General features: G+C 71.1%; 12 protein-coding genes. 2 read left to right on the forward strand and 10 right to left on the reverse strand.

Annotation, left to right across the window (positions count from 1 at the left end; genetic code table 11):
- Window positions 1-15: 15 nt before the first annotated feature.
- From ACWD1Z_RS07835 to ACWD1Z_RS07855, 5 genes are all read right to left on the reverse strand, one after another.
- A complete protein-coding gene (locus tag ACWD1Z_RS07835) occupies window positions 16-315 on the reverse strand; it encodes an acyl carrier protein (RefSeq protein ID WP_451116495.1) in 300 nt (99 codons plus the stop codon).
- Window positions 312-1,982 (reverse strand): AMP-binding protein, encoded by a 1,671-nt coding sequence (locus tag ACWD1Z_RS07840; protein ID WP_451116497.1) that lies wholly within the window; start codon window positions 1,980-1,982, stop codon window positions 312-314. The genes ACWD1Z_RS07835 and ACWD1Z_RS07840 overlap by 4 nt, the downstream gene beginning before the upstream one ends.
- Entirely contained in the window at window positions 1,979-3,505 is a 1,527-nt protein-coding gene (locus tag ACWD1Z_RS07845) for a B12-binding domain-containing radical SAM protein (protein ID WP_451116499.1), read from the reverse strand. The genes ACWD1Z_RS07840 and ACWD1Z_RS07845 overlap by 4 nt, the downstream gene beginning before the upstream one ends.
- The gene (locus ACWD1Z_RS07850; protein ID WP_451116501.1) at window positions 3,502-4,809 is read right to left on the reverse strand and encodes a B12-binding domain-containing radical SAM protein; all 1,308 of its coding nucleotides are present in this window, start codon (window positions 4,807-4,809) and stop codon (window positions 3,502-3,504) included. Before ACWD1Z_RS07850 ends, ACWD1Z_RS07845 begins: the two co-directional genes overlap by 4 nt.
- 438 nt (window positions 4,810-5,247) lie before the next feature.
- A complete protein-coding gene (locus ACWD1Z_RS07855) occupies window positions 5,248-6,279 on the reverse strand; it encodes a helix-turn-helix transcriptional regulator (RefSeq protein WP_451116502.1) in 1,032 nt (343 codons plus the stop codon).
- Window positions 6,280-6,409: 130 nt separating this feature from the next.
- On the opposite strand from ACWD1Z_RS07855, the gene ACWD1Z_RS07860 reads away from it, so the two are divergent.
- On the forward strand, window positions 6,410-7,144 hold the full coding sequence (locus ACWD1Z_RS07860) for an NIPSNAP family protein (protein WP_451116504.1): 735 nt from the start codon (window positions 6,410-6,412) through the stop codon (window positions 7,142-7,144).
- A gap of 162 nt (window positions 7,145-7,306) precedes the next feature.
- Here ACWD1Z_RS07860 and wrbA read toward each other — a convergent pair whose 3' ends face one another.
- Entirely contained in the window at window positions 7,307-7,921 is a 615-nt protein-coding gene (gene wrbA / locus ACWD1Z_RS07865; RefSeq protein ID WP_389417866.1) for an NAD(P)H:quinone oxidoreductase, read from the reverse strand.
- A gap of 153 nt (window positions 7,922-8,074) precedes the next feature.
- On the opposite strand from wrbA, the gene sigJ reads away from it, so the two are divergent.
- Window positions 8,075-9,016, forward strand: a complete 942-nt coding sequence (gene sigJ / locus ACWD1Z_RS07870; RefSeq protein ID WP_451116505.1) for an RNA polymerase sigma factor SigJ — start codon at window positions 8,075-8,077, stop codon at window positions 9,014-9,016.
- A gap of 3 nt (window positions 9,017-9,019) precedes the next feature.
- Here the strand turns inward: sigJ and ACWD1Z_RS07875 are convergent, their stop codons facing one another.
- The 4 genes from ACWD1Z_RS07875 to ACWD1Z_RS07890 are packed head-to-tail and all read right to left on the reverse strand — an operon-like array spanning window position 9,020 to window position 13,587.
- Window positions 9,020-9,709, reverse strand: coding sequence for a TRM11 family SAM-dependent methyltransferase (locus ACWD1Z_RS07875; protein ID WP_451116507.1), 690 nt, complete (start codon window positions 9,707-9,709; stop codon window positions 9,020-9,022).
- 4 nt (window positions 9,710-9,713) lie between these two features.
- Window positions 9,714-10,979: an MFS transporter gene (locus tag ACWD1Z_RS07880; RefSeq protein ID WP_451116509.1), complete on the reverse strand. Its 1,266-nt coding sequence runs from the start codon at window positions 10,977-10,979 to the stop codon at window positions 9,714-9,716.
- Window positions 10,979-12,292 carry an ATP-grasp domain-containing protein gene (locus tag ACWD1Z_RS07885; RefSeq protein ID WP_451116511.1) on the reverse strand — a complete coding sequence of 438 codons (1,314 nt, stop codon included), beginning with the start codon at window positions 12,290-12,292 and terminating at the stop codon, window positions 10,979-10,981. Before ACWD1Z_RS07885 ends, ACWD1Z_RS07880 begins: the two co-directional genes overlap by 1 nt.
- On the reverse strand, window positions 12,289-13,587 hold the full coding sequence (locus tag ACWD1Z_RS07890; RefSeq protein WP_451116513.1) for an ATP-grasp domain-containing protein: 1,299 nt from the start codon (window positions 13,585-13,587) through the stop codon (window positions 12,289-12,291). The genes ACWD1Z_RS07885 and ACWD1Z_RS07890 overlap by 4 nt, the downstream gene beginning before the upstream one ends.
- Window positions 13,588-13,692 lie beyond the last annotated feature (105 nt).

Below are 13,692 nucleotides of genomic sequence, written 5' to 3' on the forward strand. Positions count from 1 at the left end.
ACGTCTCCGAGCGGGTCACGCCTGCTGCCGGGAGGCGTCCAGGGTCTGCCGGATGTAGTCCTCCAGGTCCTGCATCGTCTCCAGCTTGTCCATGGCGGACTCCTCGAAGTCGACGCCGAAGCAGTCCTCCAGATACAGCAGCAGCTCGATCATCTTCAGCGAACTCATGCCCTCGATGGAGTTGTTGACGTGCGACTGCGGAGTCAGATGGGAGACGTCCCGCTCGACGAACTCGCCGATGTGGATGACGAGTTTGTCGAACAGCTCCGGATCCTGCTGCTCGTCCTGCATCGTGTGGGCCTCCCCCATCGTCATGCGTGTCGGCTGGGCGCGGTGAGCTGTTCCTCGATCATCTTTCGGCACAGATGGCGCTGGATCTTGCCGCTGGTGGTGCGCGGAAGCTGCGCGCGGGCGATCCAGTGGAAGGCGACGCCCGCGATCCCGAACGCCTCCGCGAGGGCGCGGGTCACCCGGTCCGTGACGGCCTGCCGTTCGCCCTCCTCGGCGAGCCGCTCGTCGAGCAGCAGATGGAGCTGCTCGGTGGGCAGACTCCGGTCGGGGACGCCGACGGCCACGACGGCCGGGGTGCGCGGGGACTCGGTGACGGCTTCCACGAACCGCTCCAGCTGGTCCGGTACGTAGTTGCGGCCGGCGATGATCACGATGTCCTTGCGGCGGCCGGTGACATAGACCTCGCCGTCGACCTGGTAACCGAGGTCGCCGGTACGGAGATAGCCGTCCGGTGTCCGGAAGGCGTCGTCGGCCTGCGGCTGCGGGCCCGGCCCCGGCAGGTAGCCGTCGATCACGCTGGGCCCGGCCACCTCGATCTCCCCGATCGCCCGTTCGGGCACCGGTGCGCCGTCCTCGCCGACGATCCGCAGGCTATGCCCGGGCAGCACCGGGCCGACGCACGTCATGGCGACGCTGCGCGGGTCGTCGGCGGGCCGGGGCTCGGCATGGCCCTTGGCCGCGACGGCCTCGGCGTCCACCCGGTCCACCGTGTAAGCGCGGTCCACGCCGGGGATGGTCACCGCGAGTGTCGCCTCCGCGAGTCCGTACACGGGCAGCAGCGTCGTCTCGGGCAGTCCGAACGGGCCGAAGGTGTCCTGGAACTCGCGCAGGGTGGAGGCGTGCACCGGTTCGGCGCCGCACAGGGCGACCCGCCAGCGCGACAGGTCGAGACCGTCCGGCGGGCGGCGCCGCGCGACCCGCGCGCAGATGTGGAACGCGGAGCTCGGCGCGGGCGACAGGGTTCCGCCGTACCGGCTGATCCAGCGCAGCCAGGACATGGGGTTGCGCAGGAAGGTGACGGGGTCCGCGAGCACCATCGGGATACGGGCCTGAAGCGCGTAGGAGATCCCGATGAGGCCCATGTCGTGGAACAGGGGCAGCCAGCTCACCAGGGAGTCGTCCGCTCTGGCCCGGATCGCCTCGGCGATGGCGCGGACGTTGGCGACGATGTTGCCGTGCCGGACCATGGCGAGCTTGGGGGCGCCGGTCGAACCGGAGGTGGCCTGGAGATGCGCCAGGGTCTCCGGCCGGGCGCGCGGCGCGTCGACCCCGGGGTCCGCGCCCCGCACGGCGTCCGGTGTGGTGACCGGGATCTGGAGGGCCGGCGCCAGTTCCGGGGGCGCGATGATCCGGCGGGCTTGCGCGTGCTCCGCGAGCCTGCGCAGGTTCTCGGTGCAGCGCTCGCTGCCGGCGCCCGTCGGTTCCGCGGCGACGACCGGCACGATTCCGGCGTACAGACAGCCGAGGTACACGGCGAGGAAGTCGCGGGAGGTGGGCAGGACGAGGATGACGCGGTCGCCCTCGCCGAGGCCCTGGGCGCTCAGTCCGGCCGCGGTCCCGCGGAGCAGGCGGGCCACGTCCGCGCAACTGAGGGCGAACTCCTCCTCGGTGCGCTCGATCACCCGGAAGGCGAGCCGGTCCGGGGTGCGCCGGGCGCTGTCGAGCAGGGCGTGGACGACGGTGCCGGTCATCGCGCGTATCGCTTCACGAACTCGACGTCGGTGCGCTTGGACGACTGCGCCAGCCAGTCGCGGAGTTCACCGTACCGGGAGTCGAAGTCGGCTTTCAGCCGCTCCTCCTTCAGCGTCCCGGACGAGGTGTAGTACGGCTTCTCCAGGTCCGCCAGGAAGCGGATGTGCTGCTCCATGCCGGCCCGTCCGCGGTCGACACTGCGGGCGTAGGACTTCAGGCGGGCCCGCCGCTGCGGGCGTTGCTCGATCTCGAAGGCCCGCTCGAAGAAGATGTCGTAGCTGTCGAGGATGCCCCGCTGGAGTTCGCTGGGGCGCATCTCGCGGGGGAAGATGCCGACGAACGAGTAGTGCTGGTAGGTCGGCACCTCCATGATGATCCGGTGGTCCTCGACGTCCTGCCGGGCCCCGTACAGCAGGTCCTGGAAGGGGTATTCGGCCAGGCACACGAAGACCGGGTGCATGATGCGGGCCTCCGCGCACCACCGGGCGGTGGCCTCGATCGCCGGCCGGTCCTGGACGTCGAGGCCGAAGATGATGGCCGAGTGGATGGCGATGTCGTTCTCGGCGAAGCGCAGCAGCCGGCGGGTCTGTTCCGAGGGGTCGACGCGCTTGTTGAACGCCTTGAGGACGCTCGGGTCCTCCGACTCCACGCCCAGGCAGTACTCGTCGAACCCGGAGCGCTTCAGGTCGAGGACGAGGTCCATGTCGTCGGCGTGGTTGACCCGGCTCATGGCGATGAACTTGTAGCCCCGGTCCCGGAAGGTCTCGGCGATCTCCCGGCAGTAGTTCTTGCGGGTGGTGAAGTTGAGGTCGGTGACGTAGAAGCGGTTGCAGCCGGTCTGTTCGTAGATGGCGTCCAGTTCGCTGCGGACGTCCTCGGCGGTCTTGGTGCGGAACTTCCGTCCGAGCAGGCGGATCGCGTAGCAGAACGAGCAGTCGAAGGGGCAGCCCCGGGACATGGAGACCGTCGCCCAGTGCAGTTTCGGCGCCCGGGCCAGGAGTTGGGGGTTGATGGCGTTGGCGATGTTGCCGTACCGGGCGACCTGGCTGAGGACCAACCGGCCCTCCGCGCCGATGTAGGCGAGGTTGTCGACCCCGGTGACCGGGTCGCCGGCCTCCAGCGCCCTGATCAGCTGGACGGACGGGATCTCGCCCTCGGCGATCACCGCGTAGTCGGCGTAGCGCAGTGCCTCGTAGGGCGCGAACGCGGCGTGCGGACCGCCCATGATCACCACGCAGTCGGCGCGCTTGTGCCGCTTGATCAGCTCCAGCGCCTCGAGGTTGGACCAGAAGTGGGTGGCCAGCGCCGAGATGAGGATGTAGTCGTACTCGGCGAGCGGGAAGTCGCCGGGCCGCTCGCCCCAGAACATCTGGCACATCTCGACGCGGGCGTCCGGGAACTCCTGCTGGACGAAGGAGGCGACGTAGTAGATGCCGTCGTTGTACGTGGTCGCCAGGGTGGAGGCGTCGGGATAGGCCTCGTGGAAACCGAGCTGGACGCAGAGGATGTTCAGCGTCCTCATGACGGCGATCCGGAGTGGCTGACCTGCCGGTCGGCGTGCCGGCGCGCGAGTTCGGTGCGGAGCTTCGTCTTCATCTCCTGCTTCAGCCGGGCGGCGATGCGGTCCGGGTCGTTGACCCGGCGCTGCGCCCAGGCGAGCAGGTCGCGCGCTTCGGTGCGGTTCATGTGGGGGTGCTTCCACACCAGGTTGTACAGATCGTGCTTGCTGAGGTCCGGCTCGTCGACCAGGTGCTCCATCTGGCGGTAGAGCCGGGTGCCGTGGAAGGGGGTGAGCAGCGTCAACTGGCAGGCGAACAGGCCCTCTTGGCTGAGCTGCTCGATGTCGTACCGCATGTCCTCGATGGTGTCCTCGGCGAATCCCACCATGAACGTGCCGAGGGCCCGGCGGCCGTTGTCGATGAGTTCGCGCACGGTCTGCCGCACGTTGTAGACGTCGTCACGCTTCTTCACGTCGGCGACGTTCTTGTCCCGGTAGGACTCGATGCCGACGATGGCGCCGTCCATGCAGCGGTCGGTGAGTTCGGGTATCCGTCCCCGGATCAGATCGGCGCGGGTGAGGCAGATCCAGGGCAACTCGCGTTCCGCGAGCGCGTCCACGACCTGTTCGGCCAGCTGGTTGGTGAGGAAGAAGCTCTCGTCGTAGATGATGACGTGGGCGACCTTGGCATCCCGGTACGCGTCGAGCGCCGCGTACGTGTCCTCCATGAAGATGGCTTCTTCTTTGGGATTGAAGATCGGGGTCGAGCAGAAGGTGCAGCCGATGTTGCAGCCGCGCTTGGAGTACAGGTAACCGACCGGGGAACTCATGCCGCGAAAGCCGCTCTCCCCCAGCATCGCGGGGTGCCGCACCCGCGGCAGCGGCGTGCCGTAGACGTACTCGTGGATCGGGGCCTCACCGGCGCCCTTCACCAGCCGGGTGAAGTACTGGTCAATGCCGGGTGAGAGCACCCCGTAGTTGCCCGCCCAGATCTCCGGCACCCCGGCTTCCCGGGCGCACTTGGCCATCTCGATCGCGACCGGTGTGGACCAGGTGTAGAAGCTGAGGCCGACCATGTCCCAGTCCTCGGCGTGCAGCGCGTCGAGGTATTCCTGCCAGGTCGGGTACTCCAGGATCTCGACGTCCGGCACATTGTGCTTGATGAAACGCAGGCCGGTCGGCGGACAGGTGACGGATAATCGGTCCTCCAGGTCGACCGCGCAGGTCCAGGCCATATAGGTGTCGGTGCGGTCGTACCAGTTTCCGCCGACGCCATCGGGTTCGACCAGTGCTTCTTTCGGAGCTGTCGCCAGGAGCACTTTCTTCATTGCGTCCCCTTCGCTTCGAATAACTCGCTGCGCGCAATATCATCGTGAAAGGCTTCGATTTCGGGAGTGCTCCGATTTTTTGACCCTAGGTTCGCGTCAACTCGGGAGTCAACCCATTGGCGGCGCTCCGGTCAGGAGGGCCGCCAAATTCACGCCACCCGGTCACCGGCGTCCGTACTCGCGCCACGTGGGATCCCCGGCGCGAATTCCGATCACGGCGACGTGTCGCGAAGGGGCAGGTGGTCCATGCCTTCTGGACCGGGGCGGGCATCGAGGACCGGAGATCACGGGGTGAGTGCGGGGGGCGGTTTCGGCGCCCGGTCCAATGGCCGGATCGGGCCACCTCGATTGCCTTGGTCAACTGGGTCGTGCAGCCGGTTTCCTCGTGCGGGAGGGCGTGGCGGCGATCAGCCGGACCGGCGGCCCGCGGGTCGGCCGCTACCGGCCGGGCGCCGTCGACCGGTCGCCGCCCTGGTCCGAGCTGGCCTCGCGGGACGTGACGCCGTAGGCGCGGGCGAGGACCTCCACGGTGGACGCCATGGCTTGCCGCAGTTCCGCGGGCGCGACCACCTCGACGTCGGCGCCGAGCCGCAGCAGCTCACCGCAGGCATGCGGAATGCTCTCCGTCGGGATGACCGCCTCGCACCAGCCGTCGTCGCCGGCGGCCCTCGCGGTGGCGTCGACCGCCCGCACCACCTCCGGGGGCATGTTGTCGGGCAGGCGTTCACGGCCCCGAGGGGACAGCCGGACGGTGGCGGTACCGGTGTAGCGGCGGGCCTGGAAGTCGTCGAGGTACGCGCTCCAGTAGGCGCCCAGGTCGAAGTCACCGGGCCGGTCGAACAGTTCGTCGCTCAGGGCCGCGTCCAGGATCTGGGCGGCACGGTAGGTCGCGACGCCCTTCGGGGAGGCGGCCACGAGGTACCAGGTGCCCGATTTGAGGACCAGCCCGTAGGGGTGCAGACGGCGGTTCACCTCCTGCGGGGCGCGCCAGCGGTGGTAGCGCACGTCCACCGCGCGCCGGGTGAGCACCGCCTCGACGAGGAGCGGCAGCTGCGGTGCCCCTTCGGGTTCCCGGTACCAGCCGGGGGCGTCGAGGTGGAAGACCGCCGCGGTCCGCGCCGCCTCCTCGCGCAGTCCGGCGGGCAGCGCGGCCAGCAGCTTCAGCCGGGCCGCGGTGACCTCGCCCGCGAGGCCCAAGTCGGCGGCGGGACCGGGCAGTCCGGCGAGGAACAGGGCCCGTGCCTCGCCCTCGCTCAGCCCGGTCAGCCGGGTGCGGTAGCCGTCGAGGAGCTGGTAGCCGCCCCGGCGGCCCGGCTCCGCGTAGACCGGCACCCCGGCGGCCTGCAGACGGGTCAGATCGCGATATGCGGTGCGCACGGACACCCCCAGCTCCTCGGCGATCGCCTGCGCGGACAGGCGGCCCCGGGACTGGAGCATCAGCAGCACCGACAGCAGTCGGCCGGCGGACATGGCGGCATTCTCCCCCGGAAACCCTGACAGGTCCTGTCACAGTGCTGGCCTACCGTCGGTCCGCGGCCCGGCTGAGCGCGCCCGTGGCCGGCATCGCGTATCCCGCAGCGCACCGAACAGGAGCCCCGCCGTGCCCTCGACCGACCTCGTCGGCCTGCCCGCCGTGATCGAACTTCGCCAGTACACGCTGCGTCCCGGGCGGCGCGAGGAGCTCATCGAGCTGTTCGACCGGGAGTTCGTGGAGTCCCAGGAGGAGGTGGGGATGATGGTGCTCGGACAGTTCCGGGACCTCGACGACCCGGACCGCTTCGTCTGGCTGCGCGGCTTCTCCGACATGCCGGCCCGCCACCGAGGGCTCACCGACTTCTACGGCGGCCCCGTCTGGGCCGAGCACGGCCCGCGGGCCAACGACACCATGCTCGACTCCGACGACGTCCTGCTGCTGCGCCCCGGGAAGGCCGGGTTCTCCTACGACCCTTCCGGGCGGCCGCCGGTGGGAGCGCCCGCGCCGGACCGGTTCGTGTCCGCCACCGTGTGGTCCTTCCCGCCCGGCCGGCAGGACGGCGTGGCGCTGGTCCGGGACGGCATGCTGCCCGCGCTCGCGGAAACGGGTCCCGCGCCCTTCGCCTTCCTGACCAGCGAGGACGCGCCGAACACGTTCCCCCGGCTGCCGGTCCGCACCGGCGAGAACATCGCCGCGCTCTTCACCTCGTACCCGGACGAGGGCGCGCACCACAAGCACCGGGCCGAGGTGCGGGCGCACGCCCGGGTACGGGACGAGATCCTCCCCGCGATCGAGCGGGAACAGTCCGCGGCCCCCCAGGAACTGAGGCTGGCGCCCACGGGCCGCTCGCTCCTCGCGTGACTCCCCGGCAGCCCGTTATTCAGGACGTGGGCCCCGGAATTCGGCTTTCACCGCCGGTTCGGAATTTCCCCGAACCCCGCTCGCATTGTGGGGATTGCAAATCGAATGAGGCCGGGCAGGCTCCGCAGTTGCCCGCCCGGTCTCATGCGGCGCAGCCGGGGGTCAGGCCGCCGCGCGCCCCGCCTTCAGTGCCGCGGCGATCTCCACGGTACGGCGGGCCTGGTGCCGGGCCGCCTGCAACTGGACGTCGCCCGGCGCGCCCGCCCCGGCCACGTGGGAGGTGCCGTAGGGGTTGCCGGACTGGAACTGGATCGGGTCGGTGTAGCCGGGGGGCACGATGATGCCGCCCCAGTGGTAGAAGGTGTTGCCCAGGGCGAGGAGGGTGGACTCCTGGCCGCCGTGGGCGGTGTTGGAGGCGGTGAAGGCCGAGTACACCTTGCCCGCGAGCTTGCCCTGGAACCACAGGGGCCCGGTCGTCTCCATGAACGCCCGGAGCTGGCTGGCCGGGTTGCCGAAGCGGGTGGGTGTGCCGAAGAGCACCGCGTCGGCCCACTCCAGGTCGTCGTGACCGGCCTGGGGGACGTCGGCGGTGTCCTGGAGGTGCTGGACCCACTCCTGCCTGAGGTTGATCACCTCCTGCGGAGTCGTCTCCGCGACCTTGCGCAGGCGCACCTGTGCGCCGGCCTTCTCCGCACCCTCGACCGCCGCCTGAGCCAGCGCGTGTACGTTGCCCGTGGCGCTGTAGTAGATGATCGAGACATTCACGGATTCCGACATCGGTTGCCTTCCTTGGTCACCTGGCTAGTGTTTCCGTTCATCAGGTACGACGACACAGCCCCGCGAAATGTGAGGCGGGCGCCCGCCTCACATTCCGGGGCCCTGTGTCGTCGGACCGTAGGGGGCGGAGCGACCGAGGGAGTCGGCGACACCATGACAGACGCATCCGGGTCCGAGGACGTCCGGCCCGACGATCCGGGCCTGAGCGCGATCATGAGCGAGCGGCGGCAGCTGCTCAATCTCACCTACCGGCTGCTCGGCTCGCTCACCGAGGCCGAGGACGTCGTCCAGGAGACGTACACCCGCTGGTACGCCATGTCCGCGCCGGAGCGGGAGGCCGTCGAGTCGCCCGGTGCCTGGCTGACGACCGTCGCCAGCCGTATCTGCCTGGACCTGCTCGGCTCGGCACGGGCCAGGCGGGAGCGTTACGTCGGTGAGTGGGTGCCGGAGCCGCTGCCCGCGGACACGCAGTGGATCAGCGGGCGGTGGGGCGGCGGTACGGCGGTCGACCCGGCCGACCGGGTCACCCTCGACGAGTCGATCAACATGGCCTTCCTCGTCGTCCTGGAGTTGATGACCCCGGCCGAGCGCGTGGCGTTCATCCTGCACGACGTCTTCCGGTACTCCTTCGCCGAGGTGGCCGCGATCGTCGGCCGCAGTGAGCCGGCGTGCCGGCAGCTGGCCTCGTCGGCGCGCCGCCGGATCCGCGCCTCGCAGACCTCCGCGGCCCCGGCGGCCCGGAGCGCCGACATGGTGCGGGCCTTCAAGGCGGCCTGGGAGGCGAAGGACATCGACGCGCTGATCGGGCTGCTGGCCCCCGACGCCACCGCGACCGGTGACGGCGGCGGCCTCGTCCAGGCGGTGCTGCGCCCCATCGAGGGCGCCGAGCAGATCGCGCGGTTCTTCGCCGGGCGGATGGACGTGGTGCCGGATCTGCGGCTGGCGGAGAGCACGGTCAACGGCCAGCCCGGTCTGGTCGCCGAGGTGGACGGCGTGCCGGTGTCGGTGCTGGCGTTCGATGTCGCGAATGACCGGATCAGGCAGATCTGGTCGGTGCTCAACCCCGACAAGCTCCGCTTGTGGCGGGAGAGTTGACGTCTATGGCGTCGGGTCGCCGCACTTCTGGGCCATCAGCAGGTACTCGTGCGAGCGGTTGGTGCGCATCGGGTCGTCGTCGTCCTTGACGGGCCAGTCGTAGAGATGGACGCGCTCGTCCCCGAGGGTGAGATGGCGGCCGAGCACGCGTGCGGCGTCCCAGGCCAGCGGGACGAACCGGTCACCGATCCGCCGGTTCTGGACGGCGATGACGGCGTAGGCGCCCGGCCGCATCACCCCCGCGACGGCCGCGAAGGCCTCGTCGAGTGCCGTCAGATAGGTGTCGTAGTCGCGCAGCGCGTACATCTGGCCCGGGTCGGGGTCGTCGAGGTCCAGGGCGGTGCCGAAGTACGGCAGGTCGCACAGGACGAGGGCCACGCTGCCGGGGTCGAGCGGCGGCTTGCGGGCGTCGCCGCAGAGCATGCGCTGGTCCGGGTAGCGGGCGACGCGTCGCCGTGCCTCCTCGGCGCGGGCCGGGTTGATCTCCAGGCCGACCCCGAGCCGCCCCTCCGCGGCGCAGGCCACGAGGGTGGTGCCCCATCCGGCGAAGGGGTCGAGGACCAGATCGCCGGGTGCGGTCAACTCGGTGATCAGCGGGCGCAGTTGGCTGACCAGCCCGCTCTGTCCGGCGACCTCCTCCCGGGCGAACTCCGGGTCCTCCTCGCCGAGCAGGCGCCAACTGGACATCCCCATGGGGTCACGCAACCTTTCCGGTGGATCGGGTTTCGGACACGACCGGTTCGGGCTCGGGCGGCAGCGGGTGCACCGCGGCCTGTGGCAGCCGGCGTTCGAGGCGCAGTACACCGAGCGCGGAGCCCGCCACGCCCGCCGTGAGCAGGAGCCACATGCCGGTGGCCGACAGGGAGAGCAGGGCGGTGAGCACGGTGGGCGCCAGCGCGATGGGCACCGCCCAGGACAGCTGGTAGACGGCGAGATGACGGCCCCGGGTCTCCTCCGGCGCGGCCTGCGCGACCAGCGCGGAGGCCGTGGCGCCGTGCAGCAGCTCGCCCGCGGTGAACAGGGCGGTCGCGGCGAACACTCCGGCGATCAGGGCCGCCCCGGTCGACAGCCCGCCGAGCACGGCGAAGGTGACGAAGGACAGCCCGAAGATGCCCGCGCCGAGCGCCACCGCGCGGGTTCTGCGGTACCTGAGCAGGAGCCGGGTGACCGGGATCTGGAGCACGGCGATGCCGACCGTGTTGACGGCGTACACGATGCCCACCAGCGAGACGGGCGCGTCGAGTTCACTGGTGAGGTACACCGGCAGCGCCACGGCCAGCACCATGTAGGCGAAGGCCGTCGGGATGTTCAGCAGGGTCAGGCTCAGGAAGGGCCGGTTGCGGGCCACCATCCGGTAGCCGCCCTTGCGGGAGATACGGCCGCCCGCCGGCCGGGCCGGCGCCTGGGGCCGGATCGTGCTCATCAGCCCGGCCGCGAGGAGATAGCCGGCGGCGGCGCCGAGGACGACGACGTAGAACCCGGAGTCGTCGAGGGCGAGGGCCGCGCCCGCGAGGAGGCCGCCCAGGCCCATCCCGGCGTTGCGCAGGCTGCGTTGCAGGGCGAGCAGCTTGTCCCGCTCGGCGCCCCGCACGATCTCCGCCACGAAGGACTGGATGGCCGGCGGGTAGGAGGTGTCGCCGAGGGCGACCGGCAGCACGACCGCGAACATGGCCAGGCCGTTGTCGACGAAGGGATAGGCGCAGAACGCCGAGGCGCGCAGCACGTATCCGCCGACCAGGACGGTCCGGGCGCTGAAGCGGTCGATGAGCACACCGGCGACCGGATTGCTGATCAGGCCGATCACCGAGGCGGCCGTGACGATGGCGCCGACCTCGGTGAGCGGCAGGCCGGTGACATGGTGGAAGTACAGCAGCGACAGCGGCAGGTACATGCCGCTGCCGGTCGCGTCGACGACCATGCCCGCCATGTACTTGAAGCGGACGGACGACAGGTACCGCCGCATCACTCCTCCTCCCCGGCCGCCGGCACGATCTTCGTCTCCGCGACGATCCGGGCGCCCAGGGCCCGCAGTCTGCGCTCGCACTCGGCGCGGGTCGGCGCCGAACCCACGGCCGCCGTGAGGAAGTCCGCGGAACCGGCGGCCGGGGGGATCACCTGCCCTTCCTCGGCGAAGAGCCAGAAGCCGCGCACCCACTCCTCGTCCGGCACGGAGGGCAGCGAGCGCACCAGCCCGGGCCGCTTCATCGTGAGCACCTGCCCCGACATGCACCGCGGCCGCAGCAGACCGCGCCCGTCCACGGCGCCCTCGGCCGCGGGCAGCGAGAGCCCCGCCTCGGCACGGGTCACCTGTACGGCGAGCTGGATCCCGAAGAGGATCTCGAAGACCTCCCGGATCTTGGCGCCGCCGGACCGGCCCGCGATCTCGCACAGCACCAGCCGGTCGTCGGGCGTGTGGAAGACCTCGGCGTGGAAGGCGTGGGTGCGCAGCCGGGAGCCTGCGGGCTTCAGCGCCGCCAGGGTCCGCTCGACCAGCGTAAGGAGCCGGGGGGTGAGCGGGTCGGCCACGTCCAGGGTCAGGTCGACGCGGGGGCCGGGGTCGACGCCGAAGGAGGCCAGGTCGTACTGGTACTGCGAGGGCCAGGCGGCCACCGTGCGGCCGTCCACCACCAGTCCGTCGACATGGCACATCCGCCCGGGGACGTACGCCTCGATCAGCAGGTCGTCCCGCGGCCCGCCCCGGTAGGCCCGCGCGAGCCGCGCTTCCAGCTCGTCCCGGTCGGCGACGATGCTGAGACCGATGGAGTTGTAGCCCTCGCGGTGCTTGAGGACGACCGGGAAGCCGTGCAGGGCGGCGAAGTCGCGGGCCTCCTGGGCGCTGCCCGGCACGGTGTGCGGGGCGACCTCGATGCCGGCCTGCCGGGCCAGCCTCTTCATCAGGGCCTTGTCGCGGAACGGCCGGATGTCCGCGCTGTGGGCCCCGTCGAGCCCGAGGCGCTCGCGCAGCCGGGCGGCCAGGGCGATGTCCGCCTCGTGGTGGGCGATGACGTGCGTGATCCGGTGCCGCTCGGCGAGGGCGAGCGCGCGGGCGGGCACGGCTTCGTCGTCGAGGGTGTCGAAGAGTTCGAGGTGGGTGAAGTCGTGGTCGAGGTCGCCGGGGAGCTGCTCCCCGGCCGACTCGATCTTGTCGCGGGCGGCGAGGACGACGAGGTCGCCGGGGTAGGGCGTGCGGTCGTCGAGGCCGGGGGCGTCGCCGCTCAGCCAGCGGCGGTAGGGGAAGGCGGCGAGGGGATTGCGGTGCAGGACGAGCACGCTCATGCCGTCGTCACCGTCCCGTCGTTCACCGGGGCAGCCTGGGCCAGGCCGGGCCGCCCGTCGGGGTCCTTCAGCCGTACCTTCAGCACGGTCCCGATGAGTTCGGCGCCGCGCCGGATCGCGGCGGTGGTGTCCTCGCCGGTGACGGCGACCAGGCCGAGGCGGTCCCAGTTGTCCCGCAGGGGCCGTACCGTCTGCCCCGGCCGGGCGCTGATTCGCACCGCGAGCACATCGGCGAGGGCCCGCGTCTCGGCCACGCCGTCGACGGACTCCACGAGGTCGCCGGGCCGTCCGACCACCGACCGTACGGCGGCTCCGCCGTGTGCCTCGGGCCGGTCGGGAAGCGCGTCGGCGAGGCCGAAGGGGGCCCCGAGGGCGAGCTTGACGGTGTCGATGCCGTAGACGCTGTGCACCAGGTCGGTGATGGCGTCGCCGGCGATCCGGTTGTGGCTCTCGACGACCCGGGGGCCGTGGGCGCCGATCCGCAGCTCGGTGTGGCAGACGCCGTCCTCGATGCCGAGCCGGTCCAGGAAGGCGACGACGGCTGCCCGTACCCGCTCCTCGGCCGCCGCGCCGAGCCGGGCGGGGACCGCGTGCCCCAGTTCGGCGAAGTGCGCGGGGTCGGTGAACTTCTCGGTGACGGCGACGACCACATGGCGGCCCGCGGAACTGAAGGACTCCACGCTGTACTCGGGGCCGTCGAGGTACTCCTCCATCAGGAAGTCCTGCAGCAGCATCAGCGTGGAGACCCGGTCCGTCCTGGTGCCCGCCAGCCGGCGCACCCCGGCCCAGACGCGGTCGGCGTCGGCGGGGCCGTCGAGGCGGTGGACGCCGATGCTCGCGGTGGCGTCGGTCGGCTTGACGATGAAGGGCCAGCCGTGGCGCTCCCCGAAGGCGTCCAAGTCGGCGCGTTCGCGCAGGGGTTGGGCGTGCACGGCGTCCGGGGTGCCGGCCAGGTGGGCGCGCATGGCGGCCTTGTCACGGAAGCGCCGGGTGACCTCGTAGCCGGTGCCGCCCAGGGCGAACAGGTCGTTGACGCGGGCCGCGTTCTCCAGGCCCGGCTCGGTGATCGAGACGGCGGCGGTGAAGCCGGGGGCGTCCCACAGCCGCTTGGCGACCGGCTCCACCAGGTCCCAGCGGGTGTAGTCGAGGACCTCCACGTGGTCGGCGAGGCGCCGCTGCTCGGCGGTGACCTTGGTGGGGTGCTGCAGCAGCAGGACGTGCAGGCCCAACTCCTTGGCCTTGGCGACGGTTTCGTCCGTGGCGCCGACGAGGAGCAGGCAACGCTCGGGAGTCATGGGTCGGTGGGGCTCCGTTCCGGTGGGCGGGGCTGGGCGTCCGTGCGCCTGTCAGTCCGACGAGACAGCGCGGCGAACTGTGAGGTGCGGGCTCGCCGCGCACCG

It is taken from the genome of Streptomyces sp. NPDC002784 (genome assembly GCF_053592135.1).

Excerpts from the sequence above, each read along its gene's own strand:
- ACWD1Z_RS07835 (WP_451116495.1), bottom strand. The coding sequence starts at position 315 with ATGACGATGGGGGAGGCCCACACGATGCAGGACGAGCAGCAGGATCCG.
- ACWD1Z_RS07840 (WP_451116497.1), bottom strand. The coding sequence starts at position 1,982 with ATGACCGGCACCGTCGTCCACGCCCTGCTCGACAGCGCCCGGCGCACC.
- ACWD1Z_RS07845 (WP_451116499.1), bottom strand. The coding sequence starts at position 3,505 with ATGAGGACGCTGAACATCCTCTGCGTCCAGCTCGGTTTCCACGAGGCC.
- ACWD1Z_RS07850 (WP_451116501.1), bottom strand. The coding sequence starts at position 4,809 with ATGAAGAAAGTGCTCCTGGCGACAGCTCCGAAAGAAGCACTGGTCGAA.
- ACWD1Z_RS07855 (WP_451116502.1), bottom strand. The coding sequence starts at position 6,279 with ATGTCCGCCGGCCGACTGCTGTCGGTGCTGCTGATGCTCCAGTCCCGG.
- wrbA (WP_389417866.1), bottom strand. The coding sequence starts at position 7,921 with ATGTCGGAATCCGTGAATGTCTCGATCATCTACTACAGCGCCACGGGC.
- sigJ (WP_451116505.1), top strand. The coding sequence starts at position 8,075 with ATGACAGACGCATCCGGGTCCGAGGACGTCCGGCCCGACGATCCGGGC.
- ACWD1Z_RS07875 (WP_451116507.1), bottom strand. The coding sequence starts at position 9,709 with ATGGGGATGTCCAGTTGGCGCCTGCTCGGCGAGGAGGACCCGGAGTTC.
- ACWD1Z_RS07880 (WP_451116509.1), bottom strand. The coding sequence starts at position 10,979 with ATGCGGCGGTACCTGTCGTCCGTCCGCTTCAAGTACATGGCGGGCATG.
- ACWD1Z_RS07885 (WP_451116511.1), bottom strand. The coding sequence starts at position 12,292 with ATGAGCGTGCTCGTCCTGCACCGCAATCCCCTCGCCGCCTTCCCCTAC.
- ACWD1Z_RS07890 (WP_451116513.1), bottom strand. The coding sequence starts at position 13,587 with ATGACTCCCGAGCGTTGCCTGCTCCTCGTCGGCGCCACGGACGAAACC.